The sequence below is a fragment of the Guptibacillus hwajinpoensis genome, assembly GCF_001039475.1.
Lineage (GTDB): Bacteria > Bacillota > Bacilli > Bacillales > Guptibacillaceae > Guptibacillus > Guptibacillus hwajinpoensis.
Genome location: NZ_LELK01000001.1, coordinates 1993080 through 2013502, shown reverse-complemented (window position 1 = coordinate 2013502; position 20423 = coordinate 1993080). Strand labels below are relative to the sequence as shown.

The window sequence follows — 20423 nt, the reverse complement described above, 5'->3', positions numbered from 1 at the left end:
TGCTTCGTTTGGGTAATGTGTGTAGTAGAAGCATAGGAAAAGGAGAAAGACTGACATGTTTGTGTGGCGAAATATATATAGAGGCTTATTAATGGGTGTTAGCGATTTAATTCCAGGCGTAAGCGGAGGAACAATTGCAATGGTGCTCGGGATCTACAGAAGATTAATAAGTGGAATTAATGGATTAATGAGCAAGAAGTGGAAGAAAGAATTAGGATTTTTCATTCCTCTTCTAATAGGTGTTGGACTTGCTTTACTTCTTGTTAGTCAGTTAATGGAGAAACTTCTTAACGATTATCCACAACCGACTTTCTTTTTCTTTATTGGTTTAATTATTGGGGTTGTACCTTTTTTACTAAGAAAGGTAGAATACAAGAAAACGTTTGAACCTGTTCACTATGGATTGTTACTTTTAGCAGCTGTGCTAATTGCTTCAACTTTGTTCCTAAAAGGAGAGGGCTCTGGAGAAATAATGAAATCGTTAAGCACGATGGATTACGTTACTCTATTCTTTTCAGGGTGGCTTGCCAGCACAGCGATGATTCTACCAGGGGTAAGTGGCTCATTCGTGCTGTTGCTTCTAGGATCTTACCAAACTGTTATTCATGGTCTCTCGTCTTTTCAAATCCCTCTTCTCCTTACAGTAGGAGCAGGAATAATTATTGGACTAAGTTTAACCGGTAAGCTAATTTCCCTGTTATTAAAAAAATATACGGTTGCTACCTATTCCGTTATGATCGGATTAGTCATCGGATCAGTTGTCGTACTGTATCCGGGCTTTAAGTCTGATATCATGCTTGGAATAGCAAGTGTAGTAACGCTACTTCTAGGACTCGGAGCAGCCTTTATTCTAGGTAAAATCGAGCATAAGCAAGGAAATACAGACTAATGCAAAAACCCACAGAAATGTTCTGTGGGTTTTTTAATCATGCTTTTGTTTCGTTCGTGGAAAGACCAGGTGTTTCATCATGAAAAAGCTAGAAGCTGAAGAGAGTAGCATGGCGAGTCCTTTTGAAATGTTACGTTCAATGTACCGTGGGAATGTTAGCCATTCAAAAATAAGAAGGGCACCATAAAAAACAAGGTTACTGATGCCAAGCGCGATGATTGCTTGTACGAGAAATAAGAGCACCTGTTTTCGATCATGGATAGCTTTTGAGGGGAATGTTAACTTTGCATTCCAAAAGTAACTGTTCGTAATTGCTAGCGTATATGCAATTGTATTGTAGACAATAAGCTGGATTCGATCATCCGTTGGAAAGAAAAGCATGAGTAGATTCAGTGCGCCGATGTCGACTAAAGCGTTCATGACACCGATCGCACTGAAACTCATAACTTGTTTTGAACCCTTGCCAATTCCCGATTGCTTCATAAACTCAACCTTCTATCTATTGGATCGCCTGCTGTTCGTCATTTTGCTTGAGCTCAATGGCTGATTCGTAGAAATCTAGAAGCTGTTGTGCTGGACCTCTCCATCCATAGTCCCTTGAATGAGCAAATGCTTCTTTGGACATTTTCTCTAATAGTCCAAACTCATCAAGGCGGTTAACTACCTCCGTCAGATTTCCATTTGGACCAGAACGATAGAGAAGACCAGTGGACCCATCTTCGACTTGTTCGTTCGTTGGTCCAGACTTAGCGGCAATAACTGGTAGTCCACTCGCCATGGCTTCTAGAATGACAAGACCTAATGTCTCAGTAGTTGATGGGAACATGAAAGCATCAGACGAAGCGTAGGCTTGATCTAATTCTTCACCATGAAGAAAACCAGTGAACGTCACATTGTTAAGATGTGCAAAGTTCTTCTCCAGTTCTTCTCTGTAAGGACCATCTCCAACGATGGCAAGATGGGCATCGGGCTTTTGCTCAAGCATAGGAATTAGTGAATCAATTTCCTTTTCGAAGGCGAGTCGCCCTACAAAAAGTAGCAGTGTTTTATCGGGATTCCCATTCGTAAGACGCTGTCGCATTTTTTCGTTACGGTGCTCTGGATTGAATCGGTCTGTATCAACGCCGCGTTTCCAAAGATGCACGTTATAGAAGTTTTGTTCTTCCAATTCTTCTAGAATCGCCTGAGACGTGCATAAATTAATATCCGCTTTATTATGCATTCTTCTAAAATGCCACCAGAGCAACGGCTCTGACCATGAAACGTTGTAATAGTTAGCATATTTTGGAACATGCGTGTGATAAGAAGCAATCAGTGGAACGCCAAGTCTCCTACCGTACTTTATCCCTGAGTAACCCATAAAAGCAGGATTAACCACGTGAACGAGATCTGGATCAAAGTCTTCAAGATACGTTTTAATTGAACGTGTAGGCATTCCGAATTTGCGATGTTTATAAAAGATGAATGTACGAGGTTGAACACCATCAAACCGAATATTCCGATAGCTGCGAACTCCTAAATCTGGTGCAATAACCTGGATGTCGTGTCCTTGATCAAGTAAGTAATCGATCGAGGCGCGAAGGCGGGTAACTACACCATCAGTTGAAGGTAGGAATGTTTCTGTTACGATGGATATTTTCATACGAGCACCTCTATTGGTTTTAGCGTCATCTTATTTCCAGGTAACGTTTGGAAGGACATTTTCTTTAAGAACACGATCTTTATACTTCAAAGCGGTATCAAGTGTTCTCGAAATATGATCATCCGTCAATAAAGAAGGTTCTAGACCAAGATCGATTAAACTGGTGTTAACTGCTTTGTAATAATGTTCTTCCTTCTCAATACGTGGATTTTCTATGTGCTCAATACCGATGTTCAGGCCTTTTGCTTCTGCTACTCTCTGAACTTTTTGAGCAAGTTCAAGTACTGAGAATTCTTCTGTAAACTGGTTAAAGACTCTAAATTCGCCTTTGTCAGCAGGATTTTCAGCTGCGATCTCAACGCATCGGATCGTATCTTTAATATTTAGGAATGCACGAGTTTGTTTACCAGACCCGTAGACGGTAATATCGTGTCCAATCGCAGCCTGAATAATAAAGCGATTGAGGGCTGTCCCAAAGACACCGTCATAATCGAGACGATTGATAAGACCTTCATCATATTCATCTTCTTCTGTATGCAGACCATATACAATACCCTGATTTAAATCAGTTGCACGGATGCCCCAGATTTTACAAGCAAATTGGATATTATGACTATCATGCACTTTTGATAAATGATAGAACGATCCCGGTTGTTTAGGGAAAGGAAGAACATCTTCGCGTCCTTTATGTTCTATTTTTATGTAACCTTCTTCAATATCTATGTTAGGCTGTCCGTATTCACCCATTGTGCCCAATTTAATCAAGTGGCAGTCTGGAGTTACCTCTTTAATGGCGTAAAGAACGTTAAGGTTACCTACTACATTATTGGTTTGTGTGAAGACAGCATGTTCACGGTCAATCATAGAATAAGGAGCTGAGCGCTGTTCGGCAAAATGAACAAATGCTTCAGGCTGAACCTGTTTGAAAATTTCTTTGAGGAAATCATAATGCATTAAATCACAGTCATATATAGCAATCTTTTTGCCGGTTTTCTCTTCCCATAATTTCACACGCTCTTCAAGGGATAAAATGGGCGTGAGCGAGTTGGAGCGCAGTTCATCATCCCATTTTCGGCGAACCATATTATCAACGATCGTTACGTCGTGGCCCTGTTTTGATAAATAAAGTGCTGTTGGCCACCCACAGAAACCATCTCCGCCTGCAACAATAATTCTCATAGATCTTACCTCCATCAAATGGTCGATTTAGTTGTGGAAATGCTTGCTTATCAAGTATTTACGATAGCATTCATCAAGGTTTCATTCAACTTAGGACATCTAATTTACGAAATCTTTAGATGAATCAATGAATGGGTAATTCCCTAATTGAAAAGTGTCTACACATTTAAGTTTGCCTGAAACAAGCGATAAAAACAATTTATAAATTCGGAAAATTGGAATTAATGTCTCTTTTATTATGGTAAGATGGAAGCAATGAATCAAAAAATAAGTAGATAATGTATATATGAATTTTAAACGTACCCTACATAACTTCCCCTCCAATGAATGTAACAATTCCAATTGCCTAATAAGAGAGTCATGCGATAAATGGAGGAAAAGGAGTGATAGACCCTATGTAACTCACCTACCCTTAAAAAATGAAAGAATATCAAAAAGGGGTAGTTATGATGAGGTTACGTTCGTTTCGTTTTCTGTGGATTGGTCAAGCGTGCGCCAATACGGGGGACGTTCTTTATATTGTTGCGTTAATCGCAATTCTTTATCAATCAACAGAATCCGCTCTCTATTTATCACTTTTGCCTTTCACGATAACCTTAGCACGGTTTATCAGTGGAATGGGTGCACCACTCATGTTGAGTCATTTCGCCTTAAAAGGAATGTTGGTCTGGTCTCAAGGATTAAAAACAATCGTTTTAGGTATCCTTGGTGCTTCTTTTTTACTGTATGTACCAGAACTAGAAGTCGTGTTTATGCTCGCATTTATCATTGCTTTTCTTGACGGTTGGGCAGCACCTGCTCGAAATGCCATGCTACCTATGATTGTGAAAGAATCAGAGCTTACACAAGCAAATAGCTTTGTAGCAGTAGTTGATCAGTCGATCCAATTTGGAGGGTGGGCTGTTGGAGGCATCATTGTTGCCTTCACTTCTGGCTCATTTGTGATTTGGCTTACCTTTGGCCTATACTGCATTTCAACATTCATAATGGCAATGATTGAAAATGCGATCAAAGATCAGAAAAGGAAGAGAAAAATTCCGCTATTAAGCGGCTGGCAAACCATCTGGAAGCATCCAATTTTGCGAACGGTTCACATCATGATTTTTCTAGAATCGATCGCAAACGTCGTTTGGATTGCTGCAATTCTTTATATCTTTGTGAGTGATGTTCTTCAGAAATCAGAAGCTTGGTGGGGCTACCTAAATGCAAGTTTCTTTTTTGGATTAATTGCTGGAGGGCTCATTGTGTCGAAGTATACAAGGCTGTTTGAAAAGCACATGAAATTGATTCTACTTACCACATCATTCGTTGTAAGTGGAGTGACCATGTTATTCGGTTCCATTCAAATTGCTTTACTAGCCCTAGCCCTTACGCTGGTTTCAGGTATAGTAGAGCAAGTGAAGTCGATCGCAATCGTCACATTTATCCAAAAGTCCTGTCCAAAAGATGCTCTACCGGAAGTATTTAGTGCTCAAAGTGCATTGATTTCAATAACCTTCGGGTGCGGGACGCTACTTGTTGGTTTCCTTGCAGAAGTTGTTAGTATTCCGTTTGTCTTTGCATTCTCAGGAATTTTACTTCTCAGTTCTGCTCTTTATATGTGGAAATACCATCGACATTTTCAACTGTAAGATGTAAGTAACAGCCCGAGCGTCGCGTTCGGGCTGTTAAAGTTGTCTTCTCATCGGTCTCGATCTTTATTCCCTGTTACATCAATCGCAGCCATACTATTCCCAAGATAGCTTGTAGGTGTAGAATCATTTTTTTGTTGGTTAGAATAAAATGCTTCATTCACTTTCTCATCACTATTTTTTTGTTCATCACCTTTGTAGAATTGCTCGTTAATGCTGAGATTCGCTTGTTTCGTTTCTTCCTTGCTATCCATGCTGTTTCCTCCTTTGTAAAAAGATATAAGCATAGCATGTGCTCATCATCTTTGTTTCATTATGAAGAAACAGAATCTGTTTCGCACACTACTAAATGCTCCAATAATGATTAGAAGAGGACGGAATCGGGAAACCATCCTTTGTGAGATCATAAAAAGGAGTTGAGTGACATGAGTAAATCATTACAAGCCTATTTCAAAACAGAGAACGATGCTGAAAGCGCAAAAGCTGATTTGCAGACTTACTCAGTAAGTCAATTGTCAGTTGAACATATTCCAGAAGATCAAAAACTTAGCTTGGATATTCCATATCCTGGGCAAGGTCCTGGCACACCTGCTGGAGCAAACAATGATCTGTTTTTCTCTAATGAAACGCCAACAGGCAAGCAAGAAGAGAACGCAGACCCTGCTGAACAAGCTGATAAAGAATTTCGGTATCTTCTAGCTTTCAAAACAGACCAAAGTGATGATACGGATCTAAGAGAAATTGTCTCTAAGCATAACGGAGCAATGGAGAAATAGAGAAAGAAGAACTGCGCAACTATAGTTTGCGCAGTTTTTTAATTGAAGTATGGGGGTCAGGCTCGAGCCTGACCCCCATTCCACTACCTCGTTACCATAAAAAAGTATGAAAGCATCTGTAGTAGGGGACGATGAAACTGATAAGCATCGAAGGAAAGACAGAACGATCATAGTTCGCTATACTAAGTAAGGAAGCGCATCCGAAGTGGCATAATACATAAAGGTTTGGTTCAATAGGGATGACACAAAACGTTGCGATTTTTAAGCCAATTATCTTTGATTCCTTGTAGGAAAAAAGGTATACTGGCAACTAGATGATAATGATTATAAAAAGATATTCGATGTAATTTATTTTGGAATGAGAGGGGAACACATTCATGGCTAAGAAAACAATGGGATTACTTGTGATGGCATATGGAACGCCATATAAAGAAGAGGATATTGAACGATATTATACACATATCCGTCGCGGTCGTAAGCCTTCTGAAGAACAATTAACTGATCTAACAGATCGTTATAAAGCAATTGGGGGCATTTCTCCACTTGCAAAAATAACAGAGGATCAAGCTAAAGGTCTTGAAGCGCACCTTAATGAAGTTCAGGATGAAATTGAATTTAAACTCTATATTGGGCTGAAGCACATTGAGCCATTTGTAGAAGATGCCGTTCAAGATATGCACAATGATGGCATTGAAGAAGCAGTTAGCATTGTTCTAGCACCTCATTTCTCTACGTTTAGTATTAAATCGTACAATGGCCGTGCAAAACAAGAAGCTGAGAAAATTGGTGGACCCGTTATCCATTCAGTTGAAAGCTGGTATAATGAGCCGAAATTCATTTCCTACTGGTCAAAACGCATTAAGGCGATTTTCGATGGCATGTCTCATCAAGAACGTGAAAAAGCCGTGCTAATTGTTTCTGCTCACAGCTTGCCAGAGAAAATCATTGCGAACGGTGACCCTTATCCAGAACAGCTGAAGGAAACAGCAGATCTTATCGTTGAAGAATCTGGCGTGAAAAATGTAGCGATCGGCTGGCAAAGTGAAGGGAACACACCGGATCCTTGGATCGGGCCAGATGTTCAGGATTTAACAAGAGATTTATATGAAAAACAGGGGTATACTTCCTTCGTTTATGCACCTGTTGGCTTTGTAGCTGATCATCTTGAAGTATTGTTCGATAATGACTATGAATGTAAAGTAGTAACCGATGAGATCGGTGCGAACTATTATCGTCCAGAAATGCCCAACGCACAAGATGAGTTTATTGATGCTATTACAACGGTCGTTCTAAAAGAATTGAATATGCAGTAAGAAAAGGAACAGCCGTCACTAGTTATGACGGCTGTCTTTTTTGAAAGAGAAGAAAAAAAGAATTGACATCGCATCATATTCAAGCTAGAGTTATTAGAAATTAAAACAATGTAAATAGCATAAAGGCAAAGAAGAGGATTCAGTAGCGCGTTATGGTGAGTAGTGTCAGAGAACCAGTGGCAGGTGAGAACTGGTACAGCCTAATCGTGAATTACCCCTCTGAGCCTTCCTGGCGAACAACATGATGAAGTAGTCAGGAACGGGAAAACCGTTAACGTATTTGAGCTGGGAGACGATTTGTCTTCAATCAGGGTGGTAACGCGTGTTAAACCACGTCCCTACTATATAAGGGGGCGTGGTTTTTTTGTCGTTCATCAACCAATAAACTATACTAGGAGGTCGACAGGAATGGGTGCAATTTTGGATCAGCTATCAGATGAGCAAAGAAAGGAAATGGAGAGGCAGTATGCTGTTTATACGCATGGCACAAGTGAGGTCATTCCTGGAGACGAATTAAAGAATAAGATTGCGAAGTCTCTTCTTGAGAATAAGCCGCTTAAAGTGAAACTCGGACTCGATCCTACAGCACCTGATGTGCATATCGGTCATACTGTTGTATTGAATAAGCTACGACAGTTTCAAGAGAATGGCCATATTATTCAACTCATTATTGGGAACTTTACAGGTAAAATCGGAGACCCAACTGGTAAATCTGTAGCAAGAGTGCAATTAACTGATGAGGAAGTTGAGCGGAATGCAAAGACGTATCTAGATCAATTTGGTAAAGTTCTGGACGAAAATAAAGTTGAACTCCATTACAATGCAAAATGGTTGTCAGAGTTGAAATTCGAAGATGTGATTCATTTAGCAGGAAAAATAACCGTTGCCCGTTTATTAGAACGAGACGATTTTGAAAAGAGAATCAATGCGAATAAACCAGTCTCACTTCACGAATTTTTCTACCCTCTTATGCAAGGCTATGACTCAATCCACCTTGAAAGTGATATCGAAATTGGGGGAAACGATCAATATTTTAATGTGCTTATGGGAAGACATCTTCAAGAGCAGTTCGGTAAGGAGAAGCAAGTGGTACTTACAATGCCCTTGCTTGAAGGGTTAGATGGCGTTGAAAAAATGTCTAAGTCAAAAGGGAACTACATTGGTATTACAGAAAAGCCTTCAGAGATATACGGGAAAGTGATGTCTATACCAGATCAATTAATTGTAACGTACACTGAGCTCATTACCGATTTATCTCTAAGTGAAAAGCATTCTATTCGTGATGAATTAGCAAGTGGTAAGGCACATCCTAGAGCTCTGAAAATGCATTTGGCAAAAACGATAGTACGGCAGTTTCATGGGCAAGAAAAAGCTCAAGAGGCAGAGGAATCCTTTCAAAAAGTATTTCAGCAAAACAAGCTTCCAACGGATATTGATGAAGTTCATTGGGAGGGAGAACAGTATATCACTGTACCTTACCTTGTAACATCGCTTGGAATGCTCGGATCTACAAGTGAAACAAGGCGAATGATTAAAAATGGAGGTATTAAAATAAACCAAGTGAAAGTAACAGACATTCACTTGGAAATAAAGGTAGAGGATGGGCTTGTCATTCAAGTAGGTAAGCGAAAGTTTAAGAAATTAAAGCTTAAATAAATACAAAATCCCCAATCAGTAGATTGATTGGGGATTTCGCTTATTCGGTAACTGTTACACGTTCTTCAGTGTGCTCGTGAAGACCTTCATCGTTTTCAACATGAATGGTGACTGTATAATCGCCAGCTTCTTTGAAAGATGTGCTTCCTTCGTATTCGCCATCCTTCATTTCTTCTGCATCAACCCACTCAGCGTTCTCTTCACCTTCTTTTGAGATTTCGAAGCGAACGTTAGCGTCTGATAAGACAGTATCATTTTTCTGGAGGTGAACCATTAAATCAACGTCTTGGTTAGCTTTTATTTCGTCTGGTTTCAAAAGATGAATAGAGACGTCACTTTCGTGTTTATGCTCATGACCACTTTCTGATGTAGCCTTTTCCTCAGATTCAGATCCAATTACTATTTCATTTTTAGGCATTGTATGTAAATCTCGAGCTGTGACATGAGATTGCACGAAATACTTACCCTCATTTTCAATTACTTTCTCAGCAGAATAAACGCCTTCTCCATCGTTAGATGCTTCGATCTTTTCGCTATCGTCTTTCGAGCCTTCTTTCCATATTTCAAACATTACTTCATCCGCATCGTCTACTTTGTCATCACCTTGAGTTACAGTAGCTGTTAACGTTAGCGTATCTCCAGCTTCTGCTTCTTCCGGTGTATCAAGCTCGACATCGAGTATTTCAACTTGAGTTTCTTCAGCGGTTGTCGCATTTTCCGTTTCGTTCGTGCTGTCTTGACCACATGCTGCAAGCACCATTGATATGCTCACAATTGATACCCATGATCCAAGTTTGTTCATATAAATCTTCCTTTCTAACGTTTCCTCTTACTAAATTTACAGTATAGCCTGCTGTTGAAACTGGGATACTTCCTCTCCTATTTAATAGTATGGCAGTTAGGTTCTTCTCTCAAGTGATAATGACATCTACTTGTGACTACTTGTTGACAATAAACAAAGCAGTCCTGAATATTCAGGACTGCTTTGTTATACGATGACTGATTGTGTTTCAAAAGAAATCATCATCCATTTCTCAATATCTTGAAATCCGATTCGCTTATAAATAGTACCTGCCTCTGGGTTATCATAGAAGAGGCATAAGACCTTTCCTTCAGACAAAACGTCATAACAGAGTTTGCTCGTGCACTGTGTAGCATACCCTTTTCGTTTATAGGCATGCAATGTGCAAACTCCTACCACCATTGCGGACTCTGAATTTTCTGCAGCGGTGGAGGCAGCGGATACGGGCTTTCCATCTTCTTCTATATAATATGTCCTCGACACACCCTTTTCCTGATTACGCTTTTTCTCTTCTACTGTTTCACCGGTTTCGAATTCATCGATTCCCTGATGAAGCGTATGAATTTTATCAAGATCTTGTAAGGTAGCGATCTGAACATGATCCAACTGATCGAGTGCAAGTTGGGAAACGCTATCACATTTCGCATAGAACAATTCTCTACTCGAACGACAAGAATGTGATATATGAGGTTGAATCTGACTAGTGACATGCTTCAGTCCTGACATCATAATAAATTCTGTGTCTCTTGATATAATTTCTCCTATTCTTTTTGCATCAAATTCACCTGGTGCAAATGGAATATAGTTTTTTTCGTACTTTAAAAGGACTGCTCGCAGTTCACCATTCTCAGAAAAGTCGCCCCATAACTTTTGGAAAGGTTGGTCGTATCCAAAGGCTTCAATATCTCCTATAATAAATAGGTTTTCTGCTGCATAGGGCGTTAATAATGAAAGACATTGATGATGATCTTCTTCCGTTAATCTTCTGATCAATATGAGTTCCTCCTTCACGATTCTAAGAAACTATTTTACAGAAGATAACAAAAAAGTAAATAGATTTAGAAAATTTATCCTATTTCGTAAGTGGTCTTTTACTGTCATTCCTTTTCTGTCATTCCGATGAACAGAATCACTCATATATTATGAAAAGGTAGCTGCTAAATCAATGTTAAAAGTGGGAAGGGTGCCAAAGAATCTAAAAATAGTTGTACTGTAAATTCGGAAGCTCAAGTTGAATTAGTATAGGGGAATAAAGAAAAGCTTTTAAGTGAGAAATCAAATGAGGTATCGGACAAACATCAATCTTAATTAAAGTAGGAAAACATTAAAATGCGAACAAAAAGCAGCAGCTTAACTTATTGCGTAGCTGTTTTTTGTTGTAGCTTAAACAACTTATAGTAAAGATTGAAAAAGATGTAGAATGTAGCAAATATTAGGGGGACAATGATGAAGTGAGCACCAGAACGTAAATCAGTAGTGATGCTTGCTGTGATTAAAATAAATAAAGCTGTACTAAAAAATAGAATGAAAGATAATTTATTTACGATGTTAGATTTATTTTTCATATCGATTCTCCTTTTGAGGTTGTTAGTTCTATTTACCCAAACCCTTGATCTAATAATCTTTCATAGCACATCGATGATCAGAGATAGGTATATTGTAAAAGGAAGGAATAGAACACTGCGGACAAGAAGTTAATACAGTGAGTTAGAGAAAGGAATGAAAGTCATGATAAAGGCAATTCTTTTTGATCTGGATGGAACGCTTTTAAATCGAAAGGCTTCCGTTCAAGCGTTCATACATAATCAATATGAAAGGCATGTACACGTCTTCGAGGGCATTGAAAAGGATCAGTACTGTAAGCGATTTATAGACCTGGATAATAACGGATATACGTGGAAAGATCGAGTTTATCAACAGTTGGTTAACGAGTATAGGTTACATTTATCTGCGGATGAACTATTAGAAGATTACATCTCTACTTTTCAAAACCATTGCATAGCCTTTGAAGGAATGATCAATGTTCTCCATTTTTTAAACCAACAGGGTTACTTACTAGGATTAATATCAAACGGAAGAACTCAGTTTCAGCTAAGTAATGTACGTGCTCTCGGAATAGAAGAGCTGTTTGACACAATTCTTATTTCAGAAGAATTAGGGGTTAAAAAACCAGATTCAGAAATCTATTTTCAAGCACTCAATCGGTTAAATGTTACTCCGCATGAAGCAGTATATATTGGTGACCATCTAGAAAATGACATTGAAGGAGCAGAAAAGATCGGAATGAGAACCATATGGAAAAGGAATGATCAAATAGGTAACGAAGAAATTATTTCCATTACGAAATTAGCCCAAATTCCTCCAATATTAGATATGTGGACACATCATGATAACCAGAACTTATTAGAGAAAAAATAATTCGAGTGCTATTTCAACCTTTCAACAAAACCATCAGTAGACAGTAAATTCGTAAACCAACCCAGCGTACGATTATGATGTTGAATAATTTTATGTGCAGAGAGATCGGGGCTGCTCCATGTGCTATGTGCATCAAGAATAAGATCGATTGAAAAGCCTTTACTAAAAGCACTTCGACACGTTGTATCTACACATACTTCTGTTTGAATACCTGAAATGACAAGATGCTGTATTTGTCTGTCACGAAGCTTTTGTTCAAGATTGGTCTGATGAAAAGAATCAGGTGTTGTTTTGTGAATTACCTCATCGTCTTTCTCAACTTTAAAGAAAGGGTGAATCTGCCACTCAATACTATTTCGATTAAGTTGTTTTCCTTTTGTTTCATGTTGGATATAGAAGATAGGCATTCCTTCAGATTTAGCAGAAGCGGTAACCTTCTTTAGATTGTAAAGTAGTTTGGCATCATTACAAACTGAGGAGCCTCTTTTAAACATACCGTTTTGGACATCGATAATAAGTAATGCGGTTCTAGTCATGAAATTCCCCCTAACAAAATAGAACAAACGTTCTATTTTGTTCTATCATACTCCTTACGTAGAATGAATTCAACCTTTTATAGAATAAAAGAGAGATTTATACTATGAGATGTTTAAGAGTTGATAGGGAACGGGTACACTTCAGATATGCAAATCAGAAGGAGATGGTATTCAATGAGTAACGTATTATTTACTTCACAGGCAACTGCAGAAGGTGGCCGTAAAGGTACAGTAAAATCTTCAGATGGTTTAATTGATTTTAATCTTGTAATGCCAACAGATGATTCTGAAGAAACTGGCTCTAATCCTGAGCAATTATTTGCTGCGGCTTACTCTGCTTGTTATGATGGCGCGTTAAACCTTGTAGCAGGTAAGAAGAAAAAGGATATTAATTCCAAAACTACTGCAGACGTTAGCTTTTTGAAAGATGAAGCAGACAATGGCTTCAAAATTGGTGTAACTTTAACTGTGGAAATTAACGGAGTTAGCCAGGAAGATGCTGATATGCTTGCAAAAGAAGCTCACAAAGTATGTCCTTACTCCAAAGCAACAAGAGGAAACATTGACGTAGAAATTAATGCTAAAGCAGTATAATAGAATGGTGCCGCCTCAATTTTTGGGGTGGCTTTTTTATTGATATGTTTTCTTATATAAGGTTCTTTTCTAAAAGATTGTTGCTTTGGAAAGAATTTTTATATAAAAAACCACACTTCGCTAATTGGAGCGGAAGGTGCTCGACTCCTGCGGGACTAGTGAGACAGGTGAGACCCCACAGGAGCGTAAGCGACGAGGAGGCTCAAGCATCCCACCCCGCGGAAAGCGAAGTATGTTGGCGAAGCGGTTGTTTCCTATCTGTAAATTACGAAAGACCCGATCTGATTCAAATGAAATGAATTNGATTCAAATGAATTGTTCGGGTCTTTCTCATAGTTATTTACTTATGTCCCAGCCTCTTACATCTTACTTTTGAAATTCAATATCCTCCGGTAGCTCAGTAACGTTAGCTCCATCAAAGAACTCTACGGATAGCCTTTCAATTGTGCCATCTTCAAGCATTTCTTTTATCACTTCGTTGACATTCTTAATTAATTGTTCGTTTTCCTTATTCATCAACAAACCACCTTCACTTGGCATGTATTGGATATCGGGGTGGATGGTTAACTCAAGTTCAGGAAAAGCGGCTAATGCTAGTCGTTGCAAATAGACATCATTTAAAATGACGTCGGTACGACCAGTTTCAACGTCTCTGAGATATTGCTCATTAGTCGCATTATCATAAATTACTTCTTCTGCGCCCTTTTTCTTAGCTAGCTTCATAAAGTTAGTTGTTGCAGCACCAGCTGCTTTTTTTCCTTCTAAATCATTAATCGATTCAATTCCTGACAGATCATCTTTTCTCACAATTGCTGTACCGTATGAGAATTTGTAAGGAGTGGAAAGCGCAAATTTTTCTTTGCGTTCTTCTGTAATACCAATATCGTTAGCAGCCATATCGACTTTACCAGTTTGTACTGCAGTCAGCATGCCATCGAATCCCATTTCAGTGAATTCGACAGATAAGTCCAGACGCTTCGCTACTTCTTTTACAATCTCCACATCAAAACCTGTTAAGTCATTCGTTTCTTGTTCGTGATAAGAAGTTGGGTAGAGTGTACCAGAAGTGGCGACTTTAATAGTTGCTTCTTCTTTAATATTGTCCCATGCAGTAGATTGCTCTTTAGAGTCAGTTGAGCTACATGCTGCTAATAACAGAATAGCTGCTAGAATGAGTGCCATTCCAATTCTAGGTTGTTTCATTGATGATTTCCCCCTTTTTTTCGAACTTTACCATAGCAAGAAATGTTGTGGTTATGCAAATAATACGTATGTTCCGACAGATTACCCAGTTTAGTTTAGTGAAGAAGGGGAAATCAGACGGTAACCCTGTTAATTCCGACGATTTCAGGTTAACCCATAGTGAAAGGGGAATGGAGCAGTGAAGCATTCGGTAGGATCCTTTACGCACCGTTACTCAGTGGTGCATTATCAAACAAAATCGGCTGTGCAGTCGTCTAAGCGTCTATCGAAGAAAAAAGTAGATATTCGACAAATTTCACAAATGACTGGGTTTTCGGAAGAACAAATTCTTGAATCAATGGAATTTGGAGACCCATCTTTAAAGTTGTCTACCAGACCAACACTTCCCAAACAAAACCTTCATTTAGAAGTGTAATTGATAGGAAATTGACATGTTAATGAATAAAAGGGCGCTATCTAAAATCGACTTCAGTAGTCGATTTTTTTTTTGAGTAAGGAGGAACCTATCATAATTATCCGGATATGTTGGTTAGTTTGAAATGAAGGAGGGTACTAGATATACGAATAGAAGCTGTTAAGATATCTCTAATGAGAATGAAGAGAGAGGATTGAGAATGTCTGATATCTTATGGATTGCTTATCTTGGCTTACTAGGAGCGCCTGCTATTGGCTTCTTGTTGAAAGGAAAGTACAAAACAGTAGCGATGAAAATCGATTTTCTCGTTTCAGTTATGACTTGGACTGGCCTGTTCGGATATGTGACTGGAATACCAATAGGTGATGCTCTCATCTGGAAAATAGTCTTTTTTGTAGGGATTCTGTGGGATTTGATTTTTGTTATGTTTCTTGATCATAGCGATGAGAAAATGGGAGGAATTAGTGAAACGGCAGTTAAGATAACAACGGTTGTTTTTTCAATTATTATGCTGATACCGCTATATTATGGCCTTTATCGCTATGCGTTTCATGTGATGTGACGGTGTTTGTTTGAATTGTGAAAATAACACACAAAAAGCGTGAAAACCGATTACGAGGTTTTCACGCCTTTTGATTTAGCCAAGTGCCACATCGAGAACCATCATAACAGAAAAACCAATCATTAGTGAGATGGAAGCAATCTGCACGTTTCCTTTTTCCTGTGAACCTGGAATGATCTCTTTCGCCACTACGAAAATCATAGCACCTGCTGCAAAGCTAAGGGCATATGGGAGCAACGGCTGAATATAAATAACGGCAAGTGCCCCAACAACTGCAGAAATTGGTTCGACGACTCCTGAAAGTTGTCCATAGAAGAAACTCTTTCCTTTCGACATACCGTCTCCTCTTAGAGGGACGGATACAGCCGTTCCTTCAGGTATATTCTGAATACCAATACCAATGGCTAGTGCGATAGCACCTGCTAAAGTTGATGTTGAGAAATCTGCAGCAACTGCACCGAATGCAACACCAATAGCAAGTCCTTCAGGAATATTATGCATTGTAATTGAGAATACAAGCATAGCAGTACGATGCTTTGCTTTTTTATCTTTAATGTCTTTAAAATACAAGTCTTCGTTTAGATGAGGAAGTATCCGGTCTACAAGCAAGAGGAAAAATCCTCCTAACAGAAAGCCAACGACTGCAGGTATATAGCCAGGAACACCTTGTTGCTCTGCCATTTCAATACCTGGACTCAATAGGGACCAGAAGCTTGCTGCGATCATAACGCCGCCAGCGAAAGCGAGCATCCCATCAAATACTTTTTGGTTCACTGTCCTTGTGAAAAACACGAAAGACGCTCCTAAAGCAGTCGCTCCCCATGTAAATAGTGTAAAAATAAATGCCTGCATGACAGGGCTTAATCCTACTATCCAATCACCCAAGGGTAACCTCTCCTTCTAATTATTAATCTATTATTTCCTACAATCATATTTTTTGCCTTAAGGAAAAATCTATACCCCCCAGTCTAAATCGACTGGTTTCGACTGTCAAATTAGAGGATTGTTTGGTGTGAGAAGAAAAAAGGTGGCATCAAAAAAAGCCCGGCAAATGCCGAGCTGAACGTCTTTATTTAGTGACTGATACGGATTGTTTCATCATTGAAATCATATCTTCCTTTATATGTGTCCACATGTCGATGTCTGTCGTAAAACGTTCAGTCGTTTCACTAATGAATGAGAGGAAAGCTTGTTTGAATTCTGGTTCTCCTTTAGGAGGTAATTCTTGTTTCGCATTGTCTACATAGGACTGAACTTGAGGAGCTCTTGGTCCCCACTTACCAATTTCTTGTCCATTTTGATCAATTAGAATAATGATTGGAATAGATCTTGAAGTACCGTTTGTAAGGTATTGATCCATTAGTTCAAGATTATCATCGCGATTAAAGTATTTGCTTTCGATCATTGCTTCATCAGCCATTCTCATAAAGATAGGAAGGTTCACCATAGCATCACCGCACCAGTCAGCAGTCAATACGAGGGCGCGGATACGTTCTGATTGAAGAGAGTGGAGAAATTCTAGATCAGATTTTTCGAGTTGAAAGTGATTGTGGATGGTTAATAAATCGTCTCGGTGCTCATCCATCGTATGGATGTATTGCAGCTTTGACAATCCCTGTTCAAACCAAGTTGCTAGATTCATCAAGATCCCTCCTATATTCGTTCATTATTTATTATTATACTACGAAAGGAAGCGAAATCCTTTCTACAAAACCTTGATTTCAGAAAAACGATGCACAATCTTAGTGACATATTCGTTGCTGTGATATAATTGAGTCACATACAGTGGAGGTGTCATTTTGAGATACGTTGGGCCAATACATAGTAAGACAAACATATCTAAGTTAAAAAAAACGTTGTTGAATAGGTCAAAGCGTGATTACTTACTTATGGTAGTCAGTTTAAATACAGGATTGCGTCTTGCTTCTTTATTGAGCCTTACTCTTGCTGATGTAATGAAAGATGGGAAAGTGAAAGAGTATCTAGATTCGACCATCACAGGAACGACAGATGTTTACTTGAACTCAACCGTGAAGCGCGCATTGAAACACTACATAGATGATAAATCTACTTCGATTAACTTTTTTTTATTTCATACGAAAAGGAGCTATGAATATCCAATAACTCGCCAGCAAGTACACCGGATCTTATCCGGGGCTGCAGAAGAAGCACAACTTGATCAACCGATAAGTTATCATAGTTTGCGAAAAACGTTTGGATATCATGCGTATCAACAAGGAGTTGCAGTATCGTTAATACAGAAAATATATGGCCATGCTACTCGTAATGAAACGCTCAAATATATAGGAATAAAATCGGAAGATATCCCGAAACTGAAGATTGATGTGAATTTATAGAAGGGGCAAGATAAATGGAGACAAATACAGTCATATTATTTAGTGCATTATTTTTAATCGGTGGCGTGATGATGGCGAAATTCTCTTCACGATTAGGGGTACCTGCACTCGTTCTTTTCATTATTGTTGGTATGTTGTTTGGTAGTGATGGGTTTGGATTTATTTACTTCGATAATGCTTCTCTCACTCAATCGCTTGGTATCTTAGCACTTGTTCTTATTCTATTCGATGGTGGTTTACAAACAGAGTGGCGCAGAACGAAAGCCGTTCTTCCTATTTCATTATCGCTAGCAACTGTAGGTGTATTGATTACTGCAGGAATTTTTGGAGTTGCAGCGAAACTGTTTCTTGATGTGACCTGGAACGAAGCGCTTCTTGTAGGTGCGATCGTTGGTTCTACTGATGCTGCTGCCGTGTTTGCAGTGATGAAAGGTAAAAATATTAAGCGCAAACTGCAATCCACGCTAGAGGCAGAATCGGGATCAAATGATCCGATGGCGATGTTTTTAACGCTTTCTCTGCTTCAACTAGTTGTAGGAGAGGAATCCTTCGGAGCGTCTCTCTTTCTATCCTTCTTTTGGCAAATGGGTGCAGGACTTCTCATAGGGATTCTATTTGGATTTGCTGCGTCTTGGGCAATGAAGAGTATTGATCTTGGATCAAACGGTTTATATCCTGTGTTCTCAATTGGCATCGCTCTGTTCACATACAGCATGACGGATCTTGTTAACGCTAGTGGATTGCTTGCTGTTTATGCTGCAGCACTTGTGCTTGGGAATACAAAAAGTCTTCCATACGGTCAGACGATCTTCCGTTTTCATGATGGAATTGCCTGGATGATGCAGATCTTAATGTTCATTGTACTAGGTCTTCTTGTTTTTCCTTCAGAATTATTTTCTACATGGATTGTTTTAAAAGGATTGGCCTTATCATTTATTTTGATTTTCATCGCTCGCCCAGTCGCTGTTTTGATTTCAAGTATTCCATTTAAGTTCACGATGAAAGAAAAGGCGTTTCTGTCATGGGCTGGTCTTAGGGGAGCGGTTCCGATTGTGCTTGCTACGTTCCCATTATTAGAAGGACTTGAAAATAGTCAACTTTTCTTTAATTTAGTTTTCTTTATCGTAATGACTTCGGCTTTATTTCAAGGTACAACGATTCCATATATAGCAAAACGCCTTGGACTTACTGGCCCGGAGGTTCATATTCCATCTCATTCACTCGAACTTGTATCGTCTACAACGGTAAATGCAGAGATGATTCCGTACACGATAACCTCTTCTTCCAAACTCATTGGAGAAGAACTGTCGGATATTTCTTTCCCTGATAAAGTTCTCGTGAGTGCAATCATACGTCAAGATGAATTGATTGCTCCGTCTGGAGATACGAAAATTAAGGTGAACGATGTTCTTTACATACTTGTAGAGAACCAAAAAAGGTCAGAATTGGAAAAGGTTTTAGGCATTCGAAAAACAATCGGTGGCTAATCGGATAGGTGATGAGAAAAGGGGCCTCTATAGAGAGCCTCTTTATTCGTTTAATTAAAGTCTCGTTAGGGAAGTTGAAGTTATCACTGTATGAGAAAGAAGGTCTTTAGCGATGCCAGAAGGTCCAGAAATTAGAAGAGCAGCAGACCAAGTAGAAAAAGCGCTACTAAAAGGAACTGTGTTGGATGTATATTTTGCATTTGATCAATTAAAAGGATATGAGTCCATTTTGAAAGGAGCAAGTGTAAAAAGGGTAGATACAAAAGGAAAAGCGATGTTAATTCGATTCGATAATGGGTATACAATCTATTCTCATAATCAGCTTTATGGGAAGTGGTATGTTCGAAATGCCTATAATTATCCCAAAAACAACCGTCAGCTTCGTCTTGCTCTACATAATGAGAAGAAGTCTGCGCTTCTTTACAGTGCTTCTGATATTGAAGTACTAAGAGATGAAGAAGTTCCGTTACATCCTTTTGTAGCTAAAGTAGGCCCGGATTTACTAAGCGAAGAAGTGACGGCAGAACAATTGAAAGAACGATTTCAATCAAAAGCATTTTCCGGTAAAAAATGGACATCTCTTTTGCTTGATCAATCTTTCATTGGTGGGATTGGGAACTATTTGCGAAGCGAAATTCTTTTCTTAGCAGGTATTCATCCTGATTATCGTCCTAAAGATTGTTCAGAAGAACAGCTAGAGAGGGCGGCAGAGGCAACGATAACCATGGTCACGCAATCGTACAAACATAATGGCATTACGAACGATTTAGAGCTTGCTATGAAACTGAAGGAAGAAGGAAAAACGCGGCGTGAGTATAGACATTGGGTGTTTAATCGTGAAGCACAGCCCTGCCGGATTGATGGAACGGAGATTCAGAAGATGAAAGCAGGATCAAGAAGATTGTATTTCTGTCCAACTTGTCAGACAAAGTTGAAATAAAATATTGAAACTGTAGTTGTATG

General features: G+C 39.0%; 22 protein-coding genes and 1 other annotated feature. Of the genes, 12 read left to right on the top strand and 10 right to left on the bottom strand.

All coding sequences use genetic code 11. The features are described 5' to 3' along the window. Nucleotides 1–55: 55 nt before the first annotated feature. Complete coding sequence (locus AB986_RS10060; RefSeq protein WP_048310685.1) at nt 56–889, top strand: DUF368 domain-containing protein; 834 nt, start codon at nt 56–58, stop codon at nt 887–889. Nucleotides 890–922: 33 nt separating this feature from the next. Here AB986_RS10060 and AB986_RS10055 read toward each other — a convergent pair whose 3' ends face one another. From AB986_RS10055 to AB986_RS10045, 3 genes are read right to left on the bottom strand one after another with little or no spacing between them, the layout of a single operon-like run. Beyond that, on the bottom strand, nt 923–1372 hold the full coding sequence (locus AB986_RS10055) for a GtrA family protein (protein WP_048310684.1): 450 nt from the start codon (nt 1370–1372) through the stop codon (nt 923–925). Between the two features lie 16 nt (nt 1373–1388). Beyond that, nucleotides 1389–2531 carry a glycosyltransferase family 4 protein gene (locus tag AB986_RS10050; RefSeq protein WP_048310683.1) on the bottom strand — a complete coding sequence of 381 codons (1143 nt, stop codon included), beginning with the start codon at nt 2529–2531 and terminating at the stop codon, nt 1389–1391. Nucleotides 2532–2561: 30 nt separating this feature from the next. Next, nucleotides 2562–3710 (bottom strand): NAD-dependent epimerase/dehydratase family protein, encoded by a 1149-nt coding sequence (locus AB986_RS10045; RefSeq protein ID WP_048310682.1) that lies wholly within the window; start codon nt 3708–3710, stop codon nt 2562–2564. Between the two features lie 446 nt (nt 3711–4156). On the opposite strand from AB986_RS10045, the gene AB986_RS10040 reads away from it, so the two are divergent. Continuing rightward, a complete protein-coding gene (locus AB986_RS10040) occupies nt 4157–5341 on the top strand; it encodes an MFS transporter (protein WP_236690345.1) in 1185 nt (394 codons plus the stop codon). 50 nt (nt 5342–5391) lie between these two features. Here the strand turns inward: AB986_RS10040 and AB986_RS10035 are convergent, their stop codons facing one another. Next, the gene (locus AB986_RS10035) at nt 5392–5595 is read right to left on the bottom strand and encodes a hypothetical protein (RefSeq protein WP_048310681.1); all 204 of its coding nucleotides are present in this window, start codon (nt 5593–5595) and stop codon (nt 5392–5394) included. Nucleotides 5596–5766: 171 nt separating this feature from the next. Between AB986_RS10035 and AB986_RS10030 the strand changes: the two genes are divergently transcribed. The 3 genes from AB986_RS10030 to tyrS all read left to right on the top strand — a co-directional run bounded on the left by AB986_RS10030 (nt 5767) and on the right by tyrS (nt 9086). Further along, nucleotides 5767–6117: a hypothetical protein gene (locus AB986_RS10030; RefSeq protein WP_053216115.1), complete on the top strand. Its 351-nt coding sequence runs from the start codon at nt 5767–5769 to the stop codon at nt 6115–6117. Between the two features lie 377 nt (nt 6118–6494). Continuing rightward, nucleotides 6495–7430: a ferrochelatase gene (hemH, locus tag AB986_RS10025; protein ID WP_048310679.1), complete on the top strand. Its 936-nt coding sequence runs from the start codon at nt 6495–6497 to the stop codon at nt 7428–7430. A 119-nt stretch (nt 7431–7549) separates the two neighbouring features. Further along, nucleotides 7550–7773, top strand: a binding site (T-box leader). A gap of 65 nt (nt 7774–7838) precedes the next feature. Then, a complete protein-coding gene (gene tyrS, locus AB986_RS10020) occupies nt 7839–9086 on the top strand; it encodes a tyrosine--tRNA ligase (RefSeq protein ID WP_048310678.1) in 1248 nt (415 codons plus the stop codon). Nucleotides 9087–9126: 40 nt separating this feature from the next. Here the strand turns inward: tyrS and AB986_RS10015 are convergent, their stop codons facing one another. Continuing rightward, a complete protein-coding gene (locus tag AB986_RS10015) occupies nt 9127–9888 on the bottom strand; it encodes a FixH family protein (protein ID WP_048310677.1) in 762 nt (253 codons plus the stop codon). A gap of 186 nt (nt 9889–10074) precedes the next feature. Further along, on the bottom strand, nt 10075–10881 hold the full coding sequence (locus AB986_RS10010) for a GNAT family N-acetyltransferase (RefSeq protein ID WP_048310676.1): 807 nt from the start codon (nt 10879–10881) through the stop codon (nt 10075–10077). 735 nt (nt 10882–11616) lie between these two features. Here AB986_RS10010 and AB986_RS10000 point away from each other — a divergent pair. Beyond that, nucleotides 11617–12306, top strand: a complete 690-nt coding sequence (locus AB986_RS10000) for an HAD family hydrolase (protein ID WP_048310674.1) — start codon at nt 11617–11619, stop codon at nt 12304–12306. Nucleotides 12307–12314: 8 nt separating this feature from the next. On the opposite strand, the gene AB986_RS09995 is transcribed toward AB986_RS10000, so the two are convergent. After that, entirely contained in the window at nt 12315–12842 is a 528-nt protein-coding gene (locus AB986_RS09995) for a cysteine hydrolase family protein (RefSeq protein WP_048310673.1), read from the bottom strand. A gap of 174 nt (nt 12843–13016) precedes the next feature. Here AB986_RS09995 and AB986_RS09990 point away from each other — a divergent pair, with 174 nt between their 5' ends. Further along, nucleotides 13017–13436, top strand: a complete 420-nt coding sequence (locus tag AB986_RS09990; protein WP_048310672.1) for an organic hydroperoxide resistance protein — start codon at nt 13017–13019, stop codon at nt 13434–13436. Between the two features lie 366 nt (nt 13437–13802). Here the strand turns inward: AB986_RS09990 and AB986_RS09985 are convergent, their stop codons facing one another. Next, complete coding sequence (locus AB986_RS09985; RefSeq protein ID WP_048310671.1) at nt 13803–14639, bottom strand: transporter substrate-binding domain-containing protein; 837 nt, start codon at nt 14637–14639, stop codon at nt 13803–13805. Between the two features lie 178 nt (nt 14640–14817). On the opposite strand from AB986_RS09985, the gene AB986_RS09975 reads away from it, so the two are divergent. Together AB986_RS09975 and AB986_RS09970 are read left to right on the top strand one after the other, a co-directional pair. Then, nucleotides 14818–15054, top strand: coding sequence for a hypothetical protein (locus tag AB986_RS09975; RefSeq protein ID WP_048310669.1), 237 nt, complete (start codon nt 14818–14820; stop codon nt 15052–15054). 199 nt (nt 15055–15253) lie between these two features. Beyond that, a complete protein-coding gene (locus AB986_RS09970; protein ID WP_053216114.1) occupies nt 15254–15616 on the top strand; it encodes a hypothetical protein in 363 nt (120 codons plus the stop codon). 75 nt (nt 15617–15691) lie between these two features. On the opposite strand, the gene AB986_RS09965 is transcribed toward AB986_RS09970, so the two are convergent. Both AB986_RS09965 and AB986_RS09960 read right to left on the bottom strand, forming a co-directional pair. Continuing rightward, on the bottom strand, nt 15692–16501 hold the full coding sequence (locus AB986_RS09965) for a ZIP family metal transporter (protein ID WP_048310668.1): 810 nt from the start codon (nt 16499–16501) through the stop codon (nt 15692–15694). A 184-nt stretch (nt 16502–16685) separates the two neighbouring features. Beyond that, nucleotides 16686–17258: a thioredoxin family protein gene (locus AB986_RS09960; RefSeq protein WP_048310667.1), complete on the bottom strand. Its 573-nt coding sequence runs from the start codon at nt 17256–17258 to the stop codon at nt 16686–16688. Nucleotides 17259–17415: 157 nt separating this feature from the next. Here AB986_RS09960 and AB986_RS09955 point away from each other — a divergent pair, with 157 nt between their 5' ends. The 3 genes from AB986_RS09955 (at nt 17416) to nei (ending at nt 20400) form a co-directional block, all read left to right on the top strand. Further along, nucleotides 17416–17973, top strand: a complete 558-nt coding sequence (locus tag AB986_RS09955; protein ID WP_048310666.1) for a tyrosine-type recombinase/integrase — start codon at nt 17416–17418, stop codon at nt 17971–17973. A gap of 14 nt (nt 17974–17987) precedes the next feature. Next, on the top strand, nt 17988–19460 hold the full coding sequence (locus AB986_RS09950) for a potassium/proton antiporter (protein WP_048310665.1): 1473 nt from the start codon (nt 17988–17990) through the stop codon (nt 19458–19460). A 112-nt stretch (nt 19461–19572) separates the two neighbouring features. After that, on the top strand, nt 19573–20400 hold the full coding sequence (gene nei, locus AB986_RS09945) for an endonuclease VIII (protein WP_048310664.1): 828 nt from the start codon (nt 19573–19575) through the stop codon (nt 20398–20400). Nucleotides 20401–20423: the final 23 nt, after the last annotated feature.